The organism is Pseudoalteromonas sp. MMG010 (genome assembly GCF_018100905.1).
Classification (GTDB): domain Bacteria; phylum Pseudomonadota; class Gammaproteobacteria; order Enterobacterales; family Alteromonadaceae; genus Pseudoalteromonas.
In genome coordinates, this window is sequence record NZ_JAGJEG010000006.1 from 109298 (window position 1) to 130288 (window position 20991).

The following is a 20991-nucleotide window of genomic DNA, read 5'->3' on the forward strand; positions in this document are numbered from 1 at the left end:
CATTAATTAGGGATTAAATATGGTCGATTGTAATAAATTACAATGCCTGAATACTATTTTCATCAATTTCAGCATTAAATATTTGCTGAAATTGAATCACATTATTATCTGCAGCAATCGCCTCAACAGCTTGTTGATGGCGTTGTGCATCTATTTTTTGTTGAATTAAAAACGGTGAATCGATGACACCTTTAGCAAACTCGATATTTAACTCAACATTAAAATCATAAATACTTGATAACGCGTGATTTAATTTTTGTCTCAGTACCGCAGTATCTAAATGCTTTTGCGATTCATCAACTTGAATATGTAAATTATTATCTTGCTTGGTAAAAATTGAATGTAAGGCGAATTGACGTATACGCCCACCTAATCCCATGCGTTTTATTAAATAAGCCCACTCATTTTGTTGATGAGCAAAGCGAATTTCACTGATAGGACTATGAAAATCATCAGGGATAGGGATCGAAACATCGTCACTTTCAATCTCAGCTTTTTTTTGCGGGTTTATTTGTTGTAATAATTCTGGTGCTAGATTTTCAGTAATCGTTTGATGCTTATTTTTAAAATCTATTTTTCTTGCAGGCTTTTTGGTTACATTAGCCTGAGCCCCAAATTCTTGGGGATTAGGCTTTTTTTCGTTAGTTTGCTCCTCATTGAGTCTCTCTTTATCTGTATTTTGAGATTGAGACTGAAGCGTTCTAACGGCTTTTTGTTCTGAATTTAAGGGGGCGCTTGACTGGCCCAAATACCCAGTACCCGATATATTTCGATCTTGTAGTATTCGCGCAATGGCACTTTGAGCATTCGCGTCTTGATCTGTAACACTGATATTTTTAGCAGTTTCTGCGCTTGCCTCTGATGGATTAAATCCCTGTTCTTGGGCACTGTTCATAACATCATCAAATTGTGCTGCAATATCCTGCTCTAAGCGTTCATGAAGATTTTCATCGCTTTGATGAGATGGATTCTGATTTATACTTTCCTCTGCACGAGGTGAGTTATCAATGACATTAGGCTGCGTATTGTTTTCTTCATTATTTGCAGGTGTTGTTAATACAGTATTTTCTGACACACTTAGTTTTGCTGCATCATTATCCACGCGCTGCTGAATATCATTCGCTGTCGTATCTACTGTATTATCAACAATAGGCATTGATGAATCATCAGGTTGTATATTTTGTTTATTTTTATTAATTATTTCACGCAGTGTATTAGTGCGCTCTGATGGAAGAGTTTGATGCGTTGTTGTTTCGTTTGATGGACGCTGATGATGTTGCGACATGGGCTCAAAAGCCAACAACCTAAGTAATATCATCTCAAAACCTAACTTAGGTTCTGGTGCCCATTGTAAGTCTTTCTTACCATTTAATAAAAGTTGGTAATATACTTGAATTTGCTGTGGTTCAACTTGCTGCGCTATCGCTTGCACATATTGTGCATTTATTTCATCTAATGCTGCAGCTTCTGGAACTAATTGTGTAAGTTGAATTAAGTGAGTTAAAGCAATTAAATCATCAAGTAATGTGTAATATTGAGGGTTTTTACTGGCAACCTGATTAATTTCAGTCATCAAGGCATTAGCATCTTGTGCTAATACTGCAGCAAACAAACTCTGGCTATAATGAGTATCCATTAAACCAAGCATGCTTTGTACCGCCTGATTATTAATATCGCCACCGGTTTGTGCAATTGCTTGATCTGTTAAACTTAATGCATCGCGCATACTGCCATCGGCGGCTTTAGCTATTTTATTTAGCGATTCATCGTCATAATTTAGTTGCTCTTGCTTTAGTACATGTTGCAATTGCGTTTTAATTTCTAACTGCGATAACGCATTTAAGTTAAACTGTAAACATCTTGATAAGATCGTCACAGGTAATTTTTGCGGATCTGTCGTCGCAAGTAAAAATTTTACATGCTCTGGTGGCTCTTCAAGTGTTTTTAATAATGCATTAAAGCTATGCTTAGAAAGCATATGTACTTCATCGATAAGGTACACTTTATAACGCCCACGGGTGGGTGCATATTGGACGTTATCAAGTATTTCGCGGGTATCTTCAACTTTAGTGCGAGAGGCGGCATCGATTTCAAGTAAATCAATATAACGACCTGCTTCAATATCGCGACAACTACTACATTGACCACACGGGTTTGCAGATATGCCTTCATCACAGTTTAAGCTTTTGGCAAAAATACGCGCGATGGTGGTTTTACCCACCCCGCGGGTTCCAGTGAATAAATAAGCGTGATGCAATCTATTTTGTGTTAATGCATTTACTAATGCCTGTTTAACATGAGACTGCCCAACCAATTGATGGAAGGTTTGTGGACGCCATTTTCTCGCTAGAACCTGATAACTCATCGATTACTCGCCTTCAAATTCAACCAATTTAAGGATATTAATACCCATTTTTGCAATACGCTGCTCACCGCCAAGCTCTGGTAATGACACAACAAAGGCTGCATCAGTCGCTTCACCACCAAGTTTAGCCACTAATTTCGCTGTTGCTTCTATTGTGCCACCGGTCGCTAATAAGTCATCGACTAAAAGTACTTTATCACCGGGTTCAATAGCATCAACATGAAGTTCTAAAGTATCTTCACCATACTCTAGCAAATAATCTTGACGAATCACTTCACGAGGTAATTTACCTGGCTTACGTACTGGGATAAATGGAATACCTAAGGCATAAGACAACGGTGCGCCAAAAATAAAGCCTCGAGATTCAGTCCCAATAATTTTAGTAAACCCTTGATCTTTATATGCGTTGATAAAGGCATCTATTGTTGCTTTAAACGCTTCAGGGTTAGCCATAAGTGTGGTTACATCGCGAAACATAATGCCCGCTTTAGGGTAATCAGCAATTGTTGCAATGCTGTTTTTAATAATTGCTGGTGTTTGTTGAGTCATAATTTTAACTGCTCAATTGAGTTTATTTCAAAGCAGGTGATTATAACCTTATCTAGGGGGGGATTGCGAGTTTGATATGGAGGAGTAATTAAATTAAGGCTGAAGTATACAACAGCCTTAATTTAAAAGCGGTTAAGTTAAGCTAGTGATCCAGCCTAAAATAGCATTTAAACAGCCAATACCAGCAAAAATTGCTAAAAAAGCAAGGAAGTAAACCGCATTAAACGGATCTTTAAAGTCTTTATCATCTGACATTGAGAATAACCTTATATTAAGCACAACAAATTTAGGGTGCCATAATAGACGATGTAAAAAAATCAATAAAGCGTTTAATTTTGATTTTTTGTGACTATTATCCCTCGCTCACACATCGCTGATAAAGTGCTTAATGCGCCCTGTTCTATTTGTTCTAAGCTAAATTGAGGTGCTTGTTTTAATACTAAATTACACACTTCATCAAACAAGACACCTGCTTGGTTATCGATTATTGATAGTAAAAGCGCTGTCATTGCATTAGTCGCTAAAAACTGTACATCATCATTTTCATCACGGTAAACAACAAAGTAATGCGGTGTTGGTGAGGCTTCTTGTGGACAAAAATCAACACTAATTGTTTGCACTGGAAATTGATAGCTTAGATTACGTGCAATTGAGGATAAAAATAATGGAGTTGATGTTAATTCATTACTCGAAAGTGACATTTCTTTTATATCTGATTTTGCAATAGCAACATCGAGTTCAATCCATTCATAATGCGCTAGTTCTAACATAAAAGCGGGATCATAACTTTGGGTTTGGTAATTGCTAGACAGGTAATTTATAAACTCCCCTGCAATGTCTAAAAAATAGGGGGAACTGCAGTCATGCTCACTAAAAAACATTCTTATTAGAGCCAGCCATTGTTGTTCAGTATAAAGCGTTTTAAGGACAGGAAACCCTGATGATATAAACCCATTAATATTATTAAAAAATAGATCACGATAAACAGCCATTCGCCTATCTTGAATATCATCAGGTTTTTTATTTAACTCAGGTTGGCGGATATGCGCCATAAATTCGTTTTGTACATCGATAAAGTTCACTGTAAGCCCCTGAGAATATTTATGCTAAATTTTGAGCGAGATCAGATGATTGATATTTAAGTTGTAACTGTTTTATTCTTTCCAGCTCCTGGGTAAGAACATGAATACTTGGAATATTAAAGTCTCGCTCTAATAGTGTAGGGAAAACACCATGAACACGATAAGCTGTATCTAGTAACTGCCAAACAGGCTCAATCACATCTGCGCCATGAGTATCTATAATTAAATCGTCAGCCTCATTATAGTGCCCTGCAATGTGGCCATAAGCGATACGCTTAGTCGGTAAAGCCGTTAAAAACTCATTGGCATCATAACCATGGTTTATTGAGTTTACATAAATATTGTTTACATCTAACAGTAATTTGCAATCAGCTTGTTCAAGTATACGAGTCGTAAATTCAATTTCACTTAACTGCTGACCTGGTGCGCCATAATAAGATACATTTTCAATGGCAATCTGACACTCAAGAATGTCTTGTACTTGTTTAATTCGCCCAACAACATGTTCAACTGCATCGTCGGTGAACGGAATTGGCATTAAATCATACATATGACCTTTACCAGAGCAATAACTTAAATGTTCGCTAAATAATTTAATATTATGTTCTGTAAAGAATGCTTTTAATGATTTTACAAATGCAATATCTAACGGCTCTGCAGAGCCAATGGATAAAGATAAACCATGACAAATAAAATTATTAGCATCGGTTAACGTTTTAAATTGTTTGGCATAACGACCACCTAAATTTAACCAGTTTTCAGGCGCGACTTCCATAAACTCAATGTGTGTTGGTACATCGACAATTAGCTCATCGAGCATTTCTCTTCTGAGGCCTAAACCGACCATACCAAATTGATCATCATTTGTTTGCATTTTTAACCCTTAAGAGAAAAAAGGGCCTTTCGGCCCTTAAACTACATTGAAATATACTAATTCAGTACTCTAGTGGCTACCACACTTACCTTCACCACATTTGCCTTCAGCTTTAGACTTTTCGCCTTTTTTAGCATCGCCGCCACATTTTCCTTCACCGCATTTGCCTTCAGCTTTAGATTTCTCGCCTTCTTTTGCATCGCCGCCACATTTGCCTTCACCGCACTTGCCTTCAGCTTTAGACTTTTCGCCTTTCTTAGCATCGCCGCCACATTTGCCTTCACCACACTTGCCTTCAGCTTTAGATTTTTCGCCTTTTTTTGCATCGCCGCCACATTTACCTTCGCCACACTTACCTTCAGCAGCATCAAGTTGATAACCTGTTACCATCTCTTGAAAAGCAAAAGGATTAGCTTGTACATCAGCAGACGCAAAGCTAGCAGAACCAACAACAACAGCACCTAAAGTTAACGCAATTGAATTTTTCTTTACTGTATTCATAATATAGACTCTCTTAAACAGGTTATGTAAATAGTTCATTATATAAATGTTATGTTATTTACATAATGTGCTTATATTAAAGTAGACCTGATCAATAAATAAAACTTTCAAAAAAAGAAATATTTTTTATTTTTTTATAATTTAATAGTCAATAGATTAGAAATTTAGCAATTTATAAATCCTAAAAATAAGGTAAACTATGCCCCTTTTTTATAAAAACAGCTGTTCATATGAAACTTATCTTAGCCCCAATGGAAGGTGTTGTTGATTTTAAAATGCGCCAATTACTAACATATATTGGTGGATATGATTTATGTGTGACCGAGTTTGTAAGGGTTGTTGAAACATGTTTACCCGATAAAGTATTTTATCGATTTTGTCCTGAATTATTAAACCAGGGCTACACCCTTTCAGGTACACCCGTTCGAGTACAGTTATTAGGTCAGGTAGCTGAAGCCTTAGCTGAAAATGCTATAAAAGCGATAAAATTAGGCTCTCATGGTATCGACCTTAATTTTGGTTGTCCTGCTAAAACGGTTAATCGTAGTCGCGGTGGTGCCGTTTTACTAAAAGATCCCGAACACATGTACAACGTAATAAAAGCGGTAAGAGATGCCGTAGACGATGAGCACACCGTAAGTGCTAAAATTCGTTTAGGCTTTGATGATGACAGCAATAGCCAAGAAATTGTTGATGCCGTTGTTAGTGCTGGTGCTAATAGTATTGCGATACACGCTAGGACAAAGCGTGATGGATATAAGCCTCCTGCATATTGGGAAAAAATACCGCCACTTATAAAAGACAAAAATATAAACGTTGTGGCCAACGGTGAGATTTGGCAAGTTGAAGATGCATTTAGATGCCAGCAACGAAGTGGCTGTGTTGATTTAATGCTAGGTAGAGGTGCTTTATCACAACCCGATTTAGCAAAAAAAATTAAAGCTAAAAATAATAATGAGCAATACACTGATATGAAATGGGAGCATATATTATTTTATTTAGTGAATTCTGCTATTCATAAAGAAGCCAGTAAAGATAACTTATATTTTGCTTCAAGAACAAAACAATGGCTTAGCTATTTAAAGCGTCAGTACCCACAAGCAATCACTTTGTTTGACGAAATTCGTCGTTTAAAAGATAAAAATGAAGTCGCTGATGTGCTAAATAAGTACGCAAAAGCACCTGTGGTTTGATTTATATCATAATAATATTGCTGCTAAAGCTCATAATAACAATATGATATGCAATATTAAAAGTGATATTGATAGTGCCTCAATTATATATTTTAAACAAAGAAATCTCTGATATAAAAGCACATATAATGGCTTTGTTAGCTCAATCGGTACATAGCTCACAACAGAGTTTACTGATCAAACTCGACAATATTAATCACAGTGAATGGCTAGACTATGCCGCGCTACATTTAGGTTCAGAATACCAAGGTTATATTAAGAGATTGATGCAGTTAGAAGCAGCTATAAGCCAACATGAAATCGGTTTATATGGCGTTTGTGCGGATTGCGAGCAACCCATTGAGCAAAGCAGGCTAAATATAGATTTAGCCTGTCAGCGTTGTATTAAGTGTGAAGAAAAATACGCACAATAAACTAATGAGTAAATAGTATATTTTGGGCGAAGCTAAAAGAGTGCCCAGGGTAAAGAATAATATCTTCAACTAAGTATTGTGCCTGTTGCTGTGTAATTGCTAAATGTTTTATTAAGTTCACACGTGCTTGGGCAATACTCCAGGCATGATAATGTATCCCTATATCACTCTCCATTAGAGCAAGCATTAACACTTGCTCATCCTCACTTAATATTTTTCTTTTTGCAATCAAAGGAATGAGTTGATAGTTAGTGGCCCAATCTAAACCCTGCTCAGTTTTCTCTTTTGCTAAATACCGAACTACAAAAGACACGTCATGCGACATATTAGCTATAGCTGGCGGCGATTTAACGCTTAACGCTGTTATTTTTTTATTTAATATATCTACCCACTGTAATGGAGAATACACCACTGCACTGTAGTAATTAATTTTACTTTGGTACCACGCACTCCCATTAGCTAAACCACTCAGTCCGACTGTTCCTCTAGGTTGATATTGTGATAAATACAAAGAAAATTCATTTATTTCGGGGGCTAATGACGGCTTTACTTGCCCTGAATTTAAGTGGTTGTTTAAGTAACCTTTGAGTAAATTCAATTCAATTTTATTTAATTTTAAATTACTTTCCTGCGCATTTTTCAAACGGTTCAAAGTTAAACTTAACCACAGTTTCACTTGCTCGGTTTGATTCTCTGTCTCGTGTTTAAGCATGTTTTCTAGTACATTTACTTGAGCAGGCCAACTAAAATAACGTTCGGGAAAACGCTCTGCAATTACTAAATAATTTACTTGTTCAGTTTGTTCTACACTCAAATCCATCTGCATTAAACGCTGATAAATTTCATGTCGTCTATCAAGGTAATTATCTGAAAATAAAGGCGGTACCGTGTTTAGTGATGCTTCAGACTCCTTCGATACATTTATTAATGGTGTATTTAACGTCTGTAAAGCTGCTTGAGCCTTTTCAAAATTAGTTATATCTTCTGCAGGTTTTGAACATGCAGATAAACACAGACTCATCATAAATATAATTGACGGGATTTTTTTCATAACTGTTCCAATAAAAAAAGCCCCTGAGGGGCTTTTTATAATTTGCTTAAGCAATTAAATATTAAATTTTAACACCGTTGCGAGCGGCTTTATCTTTAATATAAGTAGACCAACCTTTTGCAAACTTACGAGTGCGAGGATCATCCATTGCTTTTACAATAGCAGCATAAGCTTGCTTGTATTTAGCTTGATAGTAATAAGCTTCTGCTAAATCAGAGTAGATAGTACCCTTTTTATCAGAACCTAAATCAAGTGCTTTTTTCAAGCGAATAACAGCAGCATTGAAGTTCTCAGATTGCAATAATAATGAACCTGCTTTGCGGTAAAGCTCAGCGTCGTCATCAAATTTTGCAGCCTCTTCATAGTACTTAGCAGCTAATTCAATGTTTTTTGATCTATGGTAATTACTAGCAACTGCACTTACATTTTGCTTATTACGAACTACTTTTTCAGCTTTAATTGCTTTTTCAAGCGTTGCAGCTGCTTTAAATGGAATTTCATTTAAAGAATAAAAGTTAGCTAATATTTTGTAATCAACTTCAGCGTCAAAATAACCTTGCTTGTAAGCAACTTCCATAGTTGCTAAACCACTTTTGTAGTCTTCAGTTTGTAGATAATACTTACCTAAACTTACCCAAGCTTTTTTATCATCAGGCCAAACTCGAACAATTTCTTCACCAATTTCTACCATTTTTGGGTAGTTTTTAAGCTCAAAATAAGAGCCTAATTTTAATTGATAAGGTGCCTTATTAGGCTCCTTCTGTAATGAAATTGCTTTATCTGCTGGTTCAAAAACATCTTTAAACTGCTTAAGCTCATAGTTAGCTTGTGCGATACGAGTATAAACTTTAGGGTCTTCATCACCAGTGAAGTCTATCCAAGCATAATATGCTTTTTTAGCTTCTTGGTACTTTTGAGTACCAATCAGTAAATCGCCTAATAATTTAAGTGTCTGCTCTTGGTCAGCAAAGTTTAAAACATCTGGAGCCGCAGCTAACTTAGTGTATTTAATCGCTTCAACATACTTTTCTTTTTGCGCGTACATACTACCTAGGTAGCGGTTTACAGTCGCTTTATCAAAGTCATTTGAAGGATCAATTTCATTAAGCAAAACTATGGCTTCATCAACTTTATCTTCGTTGTATAAGTCAAACGCTTTAATTACTTTTTTACCCGTTCGCTCGCCCATGATCTTAGTCTTAGCTTTCTTACGCTCTTCAATTTTAGCGTAATCTGGCGCTGCTAGTACAGGTGCAGTAATTGCTGCACCTGACACAGACATAAGAATTGCAAGAGCAGTTACTTTAGATAAATTTCTCATTACTCGCCTCCTTATCCCTGACCAAGTTTAAATTCAAGTTGAACAGTTAATCCAGGCTGCTTCTGTGGTTTACCATCAATAATTTTAGGACGGTATTTCCACTTGCGCAGTGCACGCTTAGCTTCACGGTCAAAGATACGTTTAGGGTCAGCATCAATAACCTGAACATCTGTTACCCCACCTAACTCATCAATAGTAAATGAAAGTTGAACCCAACCTTCTTTACCATCACGCGCTGCTTGCGTTGGATATTTTGGTTCTATACGTACGATAGGTGTCGCATCACCATCTCGTCCAAATGCACCTGGACCACTTAGTCCACCAGCCGAACTACCTACATCAATGCTTGGCATGTTAAATGACATAGCACCAGGGTTAGGATTGTTATTTTCCGGCTGTGGCGGCTGCGGTTTAGGCGGCTGCTTAGGCGGTGGAGGAGGAGGAGGCGGTACACGCTTCCTCTCCTGCACTTTAGATTCAGGCGGATTCGTCATAATTTCGACTATGATCTGCTCTTTTTGTTCCGTATTACGGTCAGCCCCACCAGAGATGAGGTATGCCATGAAGTAGAACAAGCCGAAAGTAACTGCCCCACCTGCAATCAGTGAAAACAGAAAACGAATCATTACTGATCTCCAGCTATAGAAATTCTAAGGTTATCGCCCGTCGCTTTAATCTGGTCCATAACTTTAACTACTACGCCGTGTTTTGCCTCTTTATCAGCTTGCAAAATTACAACTTCAGTAGGTTGCTCTGCTAATAAACTTTCGATTTTTGCTGAAACACGTTCAACATCAACTTGCTGTTTATCAATCCAGATTTCACCGTTGTTACGAATAGCAATGAAAATGTTTGCATTTTTTTGCTTCGTAGCTTGGGCAGCTTTTGGTTTATTGACCTCGATACCAGCCTCTTTAACGAACGATGTAGTTACGATAAAGAAAATAAGCATGATAAATACGATGTCAAGCATTGGTGTCATATCTACCGCAGCTTCTTCTTCTTCACGAAAACGTTGTTTACGTGCCATATTTAAATCTCTCTCTAGTGATGAGGCATACTATCTACAAGTTTGGCTTTTACCATTCTCGCTCTTGCCTCAAGGCGTGAGCTAAAGAAAACTCCAGATAGTGCCGCAACCATTCCAGCCATTGTTGGGATTGTTGCCATTGAAATACCAGATGCCATTAAACGTGCATTACCAGTACCTTGACTAGCCATGGTCTCAAACACTGAGATCATACCAGTTACAGTACCTAGTAAACCAATTAAAGGACAAATAGCTACTAATGTTTTAATCAACAACATACGCTGATCTAATTTTTCAGACGCTTCAGAAATCCATGCTTCACGGATTCTGTGTGCGTACCAAGACGTAGTGTCTTGGCGGGCATCCCACTTTGCTACAATTTCTTTCGCTGTGCGAGGAAACTCTGCAAGTAAGAACCAATAGCGCTCAATCATTAAAACCCACATAAGAAAGAGTGCTATCGCGACCACGTATAATACCTGGCCGCCTGTGCCAACAAAATCCCTGATAGATTCCCATATCTCCATCAGGACTAGCATTAGGCTTTCTCCTTCTCCGCGTGAGTAGCAACGATACCCGCGCTTTGCTCATCAAGGATATGTAATACCGACTTACTACGACCAGCAACAACTGCGTGAAGTAAAATAAGAGGTAATGCTGCGATTAAACCTAGCGCTGTAGTTACAAGTGCTAGAGAGATGTTACCAGCCATGATCTTCGGATCACCCGTACCGAACAATGTGATTGTTTGGAACGTTAAGATCATACCGATTACTGTACCTAATAGGCCAAGTAATGGTGCGATTGCAGCAAGGATCTTGATGATGTTGATACCAGCTTCAATACGTGGAGTTTCACGAAGAATCGCTTCATCCAGTTTAAGCTCAAGGTTTTCAACGTCTTGATTCTTGTTGTCATGGTACACTTTAAGAATACGACCCAGTGGGTTATTTGTATTCGGTGTAGAAACGTTTTTAAGCTGGCTCTTAATTTTGCTTGTAGTAAGCGTAAGGTCAACAAAACGTATTAATGTGATTAATGCACCTAATGCTAATAAAGCAGTGATGATATAACCAACTACGCCACCTTGATGGAAGTACTCTTCAAGAGTCGCTTTTTGCGTGTTAATACGTAAGATTGCGCCGCGTGTAGGGTCAATGAAAACACCTGCGTAGCTATCTGAAGACGTTGCTTCAAGAGCAGAAATACCGTCTAAGATGTAGCTATCTGGTTGCTTACCTAGCGGTTGAATTGACTTAGTCTCTGGAGAGTAAATTAAGTAACCATCATCTGTAACTAAGTTAAAGTTACCGATACGCGTTACTTTCTTCACAGAAGAGTTACCGTCAAGACCAGCCACTTCAGTTTCAAAAGTAGATACTTTTGCTGACTCAGTCATTTCAGTTTGTAAAGCAATCCATAATTCTTCAAGCTCACGAACAGTCGGTAATTCTTTAGCCGCAGCTAATGAACGTAATACTTCAGCACGACCTGGCTTTTCTGCGCTAACTAAAGACGCTTCGATTGAACCGATTGCATCTTGTGCAGCACGACGAACAACACCAAACATTTCACCTAACGTACCTTGTGCATTTTGAAGAGCTTGCTCTTTTTCTGCTAAAGTATTTTCGTTTTGTGCATATTGCTTAGTTAAGCTATCGCCACGTGCTTTTTCAGCAGCTAATTGGCTTTTTGCTTTGTTAAGTAGAGATTGCTTGTCAGAACGATCTGATAAGAACTCTTGCTCACGTTGCTTGTTGATTTTGCCTTCAGAGATACGTTCTTGCTTTACTTGCTCAAGAATTTTATCTAAAGCACCGGTGTTTGCGTGTGCATTTAGCGCGGTACCTGCAGAAACAGACAGTACTGCTGCAACAGCAAAACCTTTAAATAGTTTCTTCATTATTGATTACTCCGCGCCAAAAATTGGTAGTTTAACAAGTTCAAGTGTCGCTTGCTTACGCGCCATACGGATCACTTCTTTAACAGGTTTTAGGTATTCTTCACCTAATTCTTTCCACTGTTTAGTGTTGTTATCCCAAACCCAAGCATGCTTTAAGTCAAAAGATTGTGCTACGTATGTAATACGACCAAGTTGACCTAAATCTACGTTAATGTTTTTACCATCAATTTCCAAAGTACCTTGAGATGCAGATACTAAAGAGCTGTAAGCAGCTTCAATAGTGTAAGCTTCAAGAACTTGACGGAATTTTTCAGAGGTAGTTACTGACGCAGATGCCATAATTTCGCGAAGTCTTTCAACACGACCTAAACGTGTTTCAAGATTAAACGGAACGTCCGCTTTGATGAATTGCTCAAGCGTATCGATCATGCTATACATCAAAGGCACAACGTTTTGTTTAGTGTTATCGATAGTCGCGATTTGACGATCAAACGATTCAATCGAGGCATTTTGGTCTGCGACCAAACGTGCTACGTGATCGTTGTAAACTTTCATAAGCTCAGTTTCATCAACAATACTACGGTACTCAGCGATTAACTCTTGAGTTTGACCGTATACATTGTCAATTTTAGTTTGAGACTTAACAGCATCCTTTTGGATTTGCTGACCTGCTTTTTGCACGTCATTCAAAGGATCTGCAATCACATTGCTGCTTGCAAATGCAAAAGCGCCAACCAACGCAGTTGCTACAAGACTCTTTCTGATTTTAACAGACATAGTTCCCAACCAATTAAGTAATGTTACTTTTATAATTAATTACCTGCCAAATTAAGGCAAACAACCCTGACACCTTATATAGGTATCAACCCTTCAATAATGCTAAATGCAATAGACGCTGTCAACTTGATGTTTAGCTTTAACTATAAATAAATAACTAATCAGTACTCACAACTAAAGTACCAAAACAATTGTGTTAACAAATTTGTAACCACAATAGCTTAACTTATCTCTGTAAAGCCCTTTGTTACTGGTATTTCTTCTGTGGAAAAGCTAAATGTAAACATAACGTGTAACATTTTATATTGACGATATTTACCTATTAAAAAAAGTTAAAAATAATATATTTTTAACTTTTTAAATCGCATTTTTTGCTCAATCGGTTCTAAATCAGCCACGTTTAAGTCACTCATCGATAAAAACCTTAATTTCATCTGTGTTATTTAACATTTTAACTGGTTTATTTTTATCCAAACACTGCATCTAATTGCATATTTTTAAAGCATTATTAAATATAATATGAGTCGTAATTAATGTGTTAGGCGTCGATTATCAAACTCAATTTTAATATCCACAACAAGACTATAATATCGTCATAATTGTGCTAAACAGTAAGTGTTGTTATATCATTTGTAACAGATGTAATCGCTTCAATTCTAAAAAGAGCGTTTTTGCATACTTCAAATAGAGATTCAAAGGTAATAATGAAACCATTTTGGTTTATAAGTAGCTTGATACGATAATTTAAACAGGCTAAAAAAGCTTTTAACGATATTTAATTTAAAGACTAAAAATTGAGTAAAGTTTATTGAGAAGGAAGTAGATTTAAATGGTGTTATGAGAGAAATTATGGTGAAACAGTAATCTGCTTCACCAAGATGAACTTAGGTTCACATAATTAAATTATGCTACTTCTACGTTCTCAGCTTCAGGGCCTTTTTGACCTTGTTTGATGCTGAAAGTCACTGCTTGACCTTCGCTAAGAGTGCGAAAACCAGAACCAGTGATTGCGCTGAAATGTACAAACACGTCAGGACCATTTTCTTGTTCAATGAAACCAAAGCCTTTAGCTTCGTTGAAAAACTTTACTTTACCAGTAACCGACATACTAAATTTTCCTGTAAGTCAATAATTAAAATTGAGCCATATTATTATGGCAATATCCTCCCTGAGTCAATGCCCAAAAATCTGGAGGGAGAGTACAGGAACAAGTAATAACCTAACCGGTAACCTTAAACACAGCACAATATCCGTAAATTCAATACGCAAAAACTCAAAGCAACTTAAGATTAACACATTAATTTTTTTTTGGCTCTATTAATTACTAATTATTTAAAAAGAAACTGAATATTTTAAATTACTGCTATAAACGATTAATTTTAAAACAAAAAAGCCACGGCAATACATGGCTTTTTTTCGTTTAAATTTATTTTACTTGCCACTGAAGAGTTGATTCAGCTTTTATTGGTACAACCTCTGAGTCCCCTAACTTATAGGTAGCAGGTACTTCCCATGACTCTTTTACTAACATAATTGTATCTTCATTCCTGTTAAGGCCATAGAAATCAGGACCAAAATGACTTGCAAACCCTTCTAATTTGTCTAATGCATTGGCCTCTTCAAACGCTTCAGCATACAATTCAATTGCGGCATGGGCGGTATAAGCTCCCGCACAGCCGCATGCAGCTTCTTTTTTATCTTTATAATGTGGTGCAGAATCAGTCCCTAAAAAGAATTTAGGATTACCACTGGTAGCTGCTGCCATAAGGGCCTGTTGGTGAATATTACGTTTTAAAATAGGTAAACAGTAATAATGAGGCCTAATACCACCGGCTAACATATGATTACGGTTATATAGTAAATGGTGCGCAGTAATCGTCGCTGCAATGTTATCTGGCGCATTCATTACAAATTCAACTGCATCTTTAGTTGTAATATGCTCTAAAACAATTTTTAAGCTTGGAAAATCAGCAACGACATCCCCTAACACCGTCTCTAAAAATACTTTCTCACGGTCAAATATATCTATCGCAGAATCAGTAACTTCCCCATGCACTAACAACAGCATACCGACCTCTTGCATTGCCTTTAATACAGAGTAAATATTTTTTACCGAAGTAACACCTGAGTCAGAGTTTGTTGTTGCCCCAGCAGGATATAGTTTTGCTGCAACTATTTTACCACTTGCTTTTGCTTTTCTAATTTCTTCTGGTGTCGTTTTATCTGTTAAATACAACACCATAAGTGGTTCAAAGTTACCTTGAGGTTCAGCTTTTAATATACGCTCTTGATATGCTAAAGCACATTCAGTTGTTGTTGCTGGAGGGACTAAGTTCGGCATAATAATTGCGCGCCCCATGTAGCGACTAACATCTCGTACAGTGTCTTTTAATTGCTCACCATCGCGTAAATGTACATGCCAATCATCAGGTCGTGTTATCGTTAAAGTATTCATATTATGCGTCATTAATTTAGTTCCTTGGCTGAATTTATATGATCATAGGCATATGCTTAATTTGAGTAAAGAATTTATTTCCTTTTACGTTATAAATTATATTTATAAAACACGTTATTCACGGTAAAACTTTGAGTGAAGTGTAATAATCGGGTAAGTTGTACCTGTAGAGGAAAATTCAGAGAATAAAATTCCATGACAATTAAAGAAAATCATGACAGAAGACTTGAATTAAAAGCCGAACAATTAAATATAATAAACCAGTTTTCTTCAGATCTACTGCAACTAGATACATTTACTGAACTATTTAGTTATGTCACAGAGCAAGTTGTTTCTAAATTAGGGTTCGTTGATTGTGTTATTTTTTTAGCTGATCATCAAAATGCCGTGTTAAATCAAGTGGCATCTATGGGGATAGAAAATAACCACTCACAATATTTATCTCAGTGTACAAATGTTAAATTTAATGAGGGAATTACAGGCTCAGTCGCTGTAACGGGTCGCGCAATCATTTTACCCGATGTTTCTAAGGACTCTCGTTATGTAGCCGATTTAGTGCCTGCCCAATCAGAACTGTGCGTGCCATTAATTTACAAAGATAAAGTCCTTGGGGTTATCGATTGTGAGCACCACGAAAAAAACTATTTTACTGATGAACACCTTGAAATTTTAACAACGGTTTCTTACTTATTAAGTGCAAAAATAAATCAAGTCCGTACCGTTGATGATTTAAAAAAGACTGTATCTGAATTGAATAGTGCACAAAAACTAGAAAACAGTTTATTACAAATTGCTAACTTAACTTATAAAGCATCAGAATTAGATACTTTTTTTCGCTCACTGCATGACATCGTGAGTCAACTTTTGCCCGCTGAAAATTTCTTTATTGCACTGCATGAAAAGCAACAAGACACGCTCGAAGTTGTTTATATTGTTGAGGAAGGAATTCATAATAAGGCACATAAAACCATATCTAAAGCGCAGCTCAAAGACACAGCTTCTTATTACTTATTACAAACAGAGAAACCTTTATTACTTAGTAAATCTGACTATCAAGCGCATATTGATAAAGGTCACTTCACTCTGGTCGGGCGCGAATCTGAGTCTTGGCTAGGTGTACCATTTAAGGTCAGTGAAAGAGTAAATGGTGTGATTGTTGTTCAAAGTTATGATCCGACCTTACAATATAGTCAGCGTCATTTATCACTATTACAATACGTTAGCCGACAAATAAGTATGGCTATTGATAGACAATTAGTGCGTCAAGAGCTTGAATATAGAGCGTTACATGATGACCTTACAGGCTTAGCTAATCGCTCTTTACTGATTGATAGAGTAAAGCAGGCCATAATTAAATTATCTCGCGCTAAAAAAGGAACTTTTCATGCTTTGGTGTATTTAGATTTAGACCGTTTTAAAAGCATTAATGACTCTTTAGGGCATGTTGTTGGCGATCACTTTATCATTAATGTCTGTGAACTCATTAAAGATAAAGTCCGTAATACCGATACATTTTCACGTTTAGGGGGGGATGAATTTGCTATATTAATGGAAAATTTAACTCACAAAAACCAAGTAAATGAAGCCTTAACCCGTTTTCAAAATGCACTCAAGGAACCGGTTAATGTCAATGGGCACTTGCTTCAAGCCTCGGCAAGTTTTGGTGTTGCCTTAAGTGAAAATACAACAGATAAAGCGTATATGTTATTACAGCAAGCTGATGCAGCTATGTATGAAGCAAAATCTTCAGGTCGAGGACAAGTTAAATTTTTTAACAGTTCGATGCGGCAAAAACTTAAATCGAATGCCGATATTGAAAATGATTTACAAAGTGCAATTGAGAAAAATGAATTTGAGCTATATTATCAGCCCCTATTCAAAATTTCTGATAATACAGTAATAGGTTTTGAAGCATTAGTGCGTTGGCATCATCCTATTAAAGGCTTTGTAGCCCCGAATGAATTTATCCCGATTGCAGAATCTACAGGGCAAATCATTAATTTAGACCTTTATTTATTAGACTTAGCAGCACAGCAAATACACGCCTGGTATGAGCAAGGTCTCCAATTTAATAAAGTCACTGTTAATGTCTCATCTCGTCACTTTGCTAGTTTAGAGTTTGTGAGTCAAATGCATGCAATTTATAATAAATATAAATTACCTTTGGGATCATTATGTCTTGAAATTACCGAATCAGGGTTAATTGAAAACCTAAACATTGCTAATAAAATTATTGACGGTTTAACCCCTTTAAAAGTAAAACTATGCTTAGATGACTTTGGTACTGGTTATTCTGCTTTGGGCTATTTACACCAGCTGCCTATTCATATATTAAAAATTGATAAAAGTTTTATCGATCACATACAACATAAAAGTAATCCTCTCGTAGAGGCGATTTTAACCTTAGCAAGCTCATTACAACTCGAAGTGGTCGCAGAAGGTATAGAAACCATAGAACAGTTAAATATATTAAAAAAGACACAATGTGATTATGGTCAAGGGTATTTCATTTCAAAACCAGTCACTGCAACTGACGCTGTTAAATTTTTAACGCCATAAATATTACTTTATTACGCTGTTTACTTATCTAATATAGCTTGGCCCCATAAACAAGTTAACACAGTAAACGGCGCCCACGGGCTTTCACTACGCTTAAATATCTTATAAATATATGCCACACATTTTACACGGTTACTGTATCTAAAAAATTAACTTACACATGAAACAAACTCATTCATTATTATTTTTATACGCGGTATAAGGCCTGAAATTATTAACTATTTTCATATTAATGAATAAATCCTGTAAAATTAAACCACATTTAGCCATCTAGACATTGAAGCGGCTTGTTTAAAAGCGTACTATATCCATAATCTGAGTGAAACTCACTGTCCACATGAGAATATTTAAAGATGATTGATATTAAGCACCTAAAAACAATTTCAACCCTTAAAGAAACCGGCTCTTTGGTAAATACCGCAAGAGAGTTATTTCTAACGCAGTCAGCTTTATCTCATCAAATTAAAGATTTAGAAAACAAACTAGATTGCCAACTTTTTGAACGTAAAACTCAACCTGTACGTTTTACACCTCAAGGTATGTTATTAGTTGAGCTTGCTAACGAAGTGTTACCGCGTGTTGAAGCGACAAAATGTAGATTAAAAGAAAGCTTAAACCAACCAATATCGCAATTAAGGCTCAGTGTTGAGTGTCATGCCTGTTTTCATTGGTTATTACCAACTATAAAAGAGTTTAATAACTTTTGGCCTGATATTAAAATTGATTACGAACGTGGTTTTAGCTACGACGCTATCCCCGATTTATTAAATGATGAACTGGATTTAGTCCTTACATCAGATATCCGTGAGCCCGATAAACTAGAATACGCTCACTTATTTGATTTTAAACTAAAATTAATTGTTGCACCGGACCATCCTCTGGCAAAAAAAGCGTATGTCACCGCATTAGATCTTAAAAATGAGACCATTATCTCATACCCTATTCCAAAAGAGCGCCAAGATATCTTTAAGCATTTTATCCAAAATGCACGATTCGATGGTACCTTAAAAACGGTTGACCAAGGTTTGCTTATATTTCAGTTAGTAAGTGCTGGTATGGGGGTTGCTGCATTACCTGATTGGTTAGTAACACCTTATGAAAGCCAAGGCTTAATTAAATCAATTCCTTTGGGAGCTCTTGGGTTAACACGGCCTATGTATTTAGCGATGAAAAAAGATATGAAAGATAACCCTGTATATCGTCACTTCTTGAATACATGTAAACAAAATAACGGTCGATAACCTCTATGTTTGTGATAAAAAAAATCGTTGGCGGCCTACTTATGCCACTTCCTGTATTGGGGCTTTTTAGCTTTATCATGTTGTTAATTGCGTTTAAAAACCGAAAGTCAGCGTTAGTGATATCAACATTATCACTTGCTGTCTTGCTCGCAATTAGTACCCCTTTTGTTGCCAGTCGAATTATTGAGCCTAATGAGCCAATCTCGTTAGCATTTAATCGATTAAAACAACCAAGCATAGATAAAATTATCGTATTAGGATGTGACGTCAACCCAAATGCAGCATTAAGTGCTAATAATCAATTGGGTAATTGCGCATTAACACGCCTAGTTGAAGGTATAAAGTTAGCAAAGTACTATCCGCAAGCGCAGCTTATTGTCTCTGGTGGAGGCTATAACATGGTCACTAATAGCAGCTTAATGTATAAAACAGCAATTAGTTTAGGGGTTAATAAAGCCCGTATTAGCCAAAATCCATACGCCATGGATACAGCCGCTGAAGCACGGCTGTTAGCACCTCAACTAATCGATTATAACGTGGCGTTGGTCACCTCTGTTTTACATATGCCACGAGCAAAAGGTTTATTTAATGCTCAAGGCATAGATGTGATCCCTGCTGCCACTGACTACCATAACTTTTCAATTATTCCTATGCATAAGCAGTTTGTACCCAGTGCGCATACTCTTATGGTGGTCACTCAATATTGTCATGAAATGATTGGCAACGCATGGATAGGTTTACGTCGTTTTATAAATCCTGAGTCAGTTTAACTCATTTCATGACTATTTTATTGCATTAAACGGGGTTATCTATATCTACAAAGGTCACTTCTAAGCCATATTCATACGCTAATAATTCACCTAATGCTTTCACTCCGTAGCGCTCCGTTGCATGGTGACCCGCAGCAAAAAAATCTATATGCTGCTCTCTAGAGCTGTGGATGGTTTGCTCTGACGCTTCACCAGTTAAAAATGCATCAATACCTTGCTCTGCGGCTAAATCAATATACCCTTGCCCGCCTCCTGTGCATAATCCAATTGTGTGTATTTTATCTTTACGTACCAAGCTTGTTAACGGCGCTCGATTAAGGACTTTTGTAATTTTATCGGCAAATTCTACACCGCTTAAAGGCTGTTTTAATACTCCCTTCATAGCAACACTATTTGTAACTGGCTCCAACCCAGCCTGTAATTCAATATCTAATAACTTAGCAAGTTGTGCGTTATTACCTACCTGTGGATGAACATCTAGCGGTAAATGATAGGCAAATAAATTTATATCATGTGCAAGCAGAGCACTTATTCGACGTTTTTTCATACCGGTGATCGGCTGTGATTCACCTTTCCAAAAATAACCATGGTGGACTAATATTGCATCGGCTTGTTGCGCTATTGCTGCATCGATTAACGCTTGGCTTGCGGTAACGCCTGTAATCACTTTTTTTATCTCATTTTTCCCCTCGACTTGTAGTCCGTTAGGGCAAAAATCCTTAATCGTATTGGGTTTTAAAATAGTATCTAATAGTTGAGTAAATTCTTTACGTTGCATATTGATTACCTTACTTTGCACTGAATTTTGTGCAAATTTTGGCGCTTATAGGCTAAAAATGGAAGGAAAATCGCAAAAAATTGAAAAATGCGATGAAAATAGGTATAAATACCCTCTTCTTTATCTGTG

Annotated in this window: 21 protein-coding genes; 5 read left to right on the forward strand and 16 right to left on the reverse strand. The window is 36.8% G+C overall.

Going from position 1 to position 20991, the window contains the following annotated elements:
- Positions 1 to 37: 37 nt before the first annotated feature.
- From dnaX to J8L70_RS08370, 6 genes are all read right to left on the reverse strand, one after another.
- Positions 38 to 2365 carry a DNA polymerase III subunit gamma/tau gene (dnaX, locus tag J8L70_RS08350; RefSeq protein WP_211055087.1) on the reverse strand — a complete coding sequence of 776 codons (2328 nt, stop codon included), beginning with the start codon at positions 2363 to 2365 and terminating at the stop codon, positions 38 to 40.
- A 3-nt stretch (positions 2366 to 2368) separates the two neighbouring features.
- Complete coding sequence (apt, locus tag J8L70_RS08355) at positions 2369 to 2914, reverse strand: adenine phosphoribosyltransferase (protein WP_211055088.1); 546 nt, start codon at positions 2912 to 2914, stop codon at positions 2369 to 2371.
- 132 nt (positions 2915 to 3046) lie between these two features.
- Complete coding sequence (locus tag J8L70_RS16115) at positions 3047 to 3169, reverse strand: hypothetical protein (RefSeq protein ID WP_282098171.1); 123 nt, start codon at positions 3167 to 3169, stop codon at positions 3047 to 3049.
- 74 nt (positions 3170 to 3243) lie between these two features.
- The gene (locus tag J8L70_RS08360) at positions 3244 to 3996 is read right to left on the reverse strand and encodes a putative DNA-binding domain-containing protein (protein WP_211055089.1); all 753 of its coding nucleotides are present in this window, start codon (positions 3994 to 3996) and stop codon (positions 3244 to 3246) included.
- A 19-nt stretch (positions 3997 to 4015) separates the two neighbouring features.
- Entirely contained in the window at positions 4016 to 4843 is an 828-nt protein-coding gene (locus tag J8L70_RS08365) for a DUF692 domain-containing protein (RefSeq protein ID WP_211055178.1), read from the reverse strand.
- A 96-nt stretch (positions 4844 to 4939) separates the two neighbouring features.
- Positions 4940 to 5371: a hypothetical protein gene (locus tag J8L70_RS08370; protein WP_211055090.1), complete on the reverse strand. Its 432-nt coding sequence runs from the start codon at positions 5369 to 5371 to the stop codon at positions 4940 to 4942.
- A 230-nt stretch (positions 5372 to 5601) separates the two neighbouring features.
- Here J8L70_RS08370 and J8L70_RS08375 point away from each other — a divergent pair, with 230 nt between their 5' ends.
- Entirely contained in the window at positions 5602 to 6564 is a 963-nt protein-coding gene (locus tag J8L70_RS08375) for a tRNA-dihydrouridine synthase (protein ID WP_211055091.1), read from the forward strand.
- Positions 6565 to 6692: 128 nt separating this feature from the next.
- Positions 6693 to 6977: a TraR/DksA C4-type zinc finger protein gene (locus J8L70_RS08380; RefSeq protein WP_211055092.1), complete on the forward strand. Its 285-nt coding sequence runs from the start codon at positions 6693 to 6695 to the stop codon at positions 6975 to 6977.
- Position 6978: 1 nt separating this feature from the next.
- Here the strand turns inward: J8L70_RS08380 and J8L70_RS08385 are convergent, their stop codons facing one another.
- The 9 genes from J8L70_RS08385 to pyrC form a co-directional block, all read right to left on the reverse strand.
- Positions 6979 to 8028: a hypothetical protein gene (locus J8L70_RS08385; protein WP_211055093.1), complete on the reverse strand. Its 1050-nt coding sequence runs from the start codon at positions 8026 to 8028 to the stop codon at positions 6979 to 6981.
- A gap of 61 nt (positions 8029 to 8089) precedes the next feature.
- Positions 8090 to 9349, reverse strand: a complete 1260-nt coding sequence (locus tag J8L70_RS08390) for a hypothetical protein (RefSeq protein WP_211055094.1) — start codon at positions 9347 to 9349, stop codon at positions 8090 to 8092.
- A gap of 11 nt (positions 9350 to 9360) precedes the next feature.
- The gene (locus J8L70_RS08395) at positions 9361 to 9975 is read right to left on the reverse strand and encodes an energy transducer TonB (RefSeq protein WP_211055095.1); all 615 of its coding nucleotides are present in this window, start codon (positions 9973 to 9975) and stop codon (positions 9361 to 9363) included.
- The gene (locus tag J8L70_RS08400) at positions 9975 to 10379 is read right to left on the reverse strand and encodes a biopolymer transporter ExbD (protein ID WP_210796584.1); all 405 of its coding nucleotides are present in this window, start codon (positions 10377 to 10379) and stop codon (positions 9975 to 9977) included. The genes J8L70_RS08395 and J8L70_RS08400 overlap by 1 nt, the downstream gene beginning before the upstream one ends.
- 14 nt (positions 10380 to 10393) lie before the next feature.
- Positions 10394 to 10918, reverse strand: a complete 525-nt coding sequence (locus tag J8L70_RS08405) for a MotA/TolQ/ExbB proton channel family protein (protein WP_211055096.1) — start codon at positions 10916 to 10918, stop codon at positions 10394 to 10396.
- Positions 10918 to 12282, reverse strand: a complete 1365-nt coding sequence (locus tag J8L70_RS08410) for a MotA/TolQ/ExbB proton channel family protein (protein ID WP_211055097.1) — start codon at positions 12280 to 12282, stop codon at positions 10918 to 10920. The genes J8L70_RS08405 and J8L70_RS08410 overlap by 1 nt, the downstream gene beginning before the upstream one ends.
- A gap of 6 nt (positions 12283 to 12288) precedes the next feature.
- Positions 12289 to 13059, reverse strand: a complete 771-nt coding sequence (locus J8L70_RS08415; RefSeq protein ID WP_211055098.1) for a DUF3450 domain-containing protein — start codon at positions 13057 to 13059, stop codon at positions 12289 to 12291.
- 903 nt (positions 13060 to 13962) lie between these two features.
- On the reverse strand, positions 13963 to 14166 hold the full coding sequence (locus J8L70_RS08420; protein WP_004588138.1) for a cold-shock protein: 204 nt from the start codon (positions 14164 to 14166) through the stop codon (positions 13963 to 13965).
- Positions 14167 to 14485: 319 nt separating this feature from the next.
- Positions 14486 to 15526, reverse strand: coding sequence for a dihydroorotase (gene pyrC / locus J8L70_RS08425; protein WP_211055099.1), 1041 nt, complete (start codon positions 15524 to 15526; stop codon positions 14486 to 14488).
- 183 nt (positions 15527 to 15709) lie between these two features.
- On the opposite strand from pyrC, the gene J8L70_RS08430 reads away from it, so the two are divergent.
- The 3 genes from J8L70_RS08430 (at position 15710) to J8L70_RS08440 (ending at position 20084) form a co-directional block, all read left to right on the forward strand.
- Positions 15710 to 18073, forward strand: a complete 2364-nt coding sequence (locus J8L70_RS08430; RefSeq protein WP_211055100.1) for a GGDEF domain-containing protein — start codon at positions 15710 to 15712, stop codon at positions 18071 to 18073.
- 353 nt (positions 18074 to 18426) lie between these two features.
- Entirely contained in the window at positions 18427 to 19314 is an 888-nt protein-coding gene (locus J8L70_RS08435) for a LysR family transcriptional regulator (RefSeq protein ID WP_211055101.1), read from the forward strand.
- A 5-nt stretch (positions 19315 to 19319) separates the two neighbouring features.
- Complete coding sequence (locus tag J8L70_RS08440) at positions 19320 to 20084, forward strand: ElyC/SanA/YdcF family protein (protein ID WP_211055102.1); 765 nt, start codon at positions 19320 to 19322, stop codon at positions 20082 to 20084.
- A 25-nt stretch (positions 20085 to 20109) separates the two neighbouring features.
- On the opposite strand, the gene J8L70_RS08445 is transcribed toward J8L70_RS08440, so the two are convergent.
- Complete coding sequence (locus J8L70_RS08445; protein ID WP_211055103.1) at positions 20110 to 20862, reverse strand: Nif3-like dinuclear metal center hexameric protein; 753 nt, start codon at positions 20860 to 20862, stop codon at positions 20110 to 20112.
- Positions 20863 to 20991: the final 129 nt, after the last annotated feature.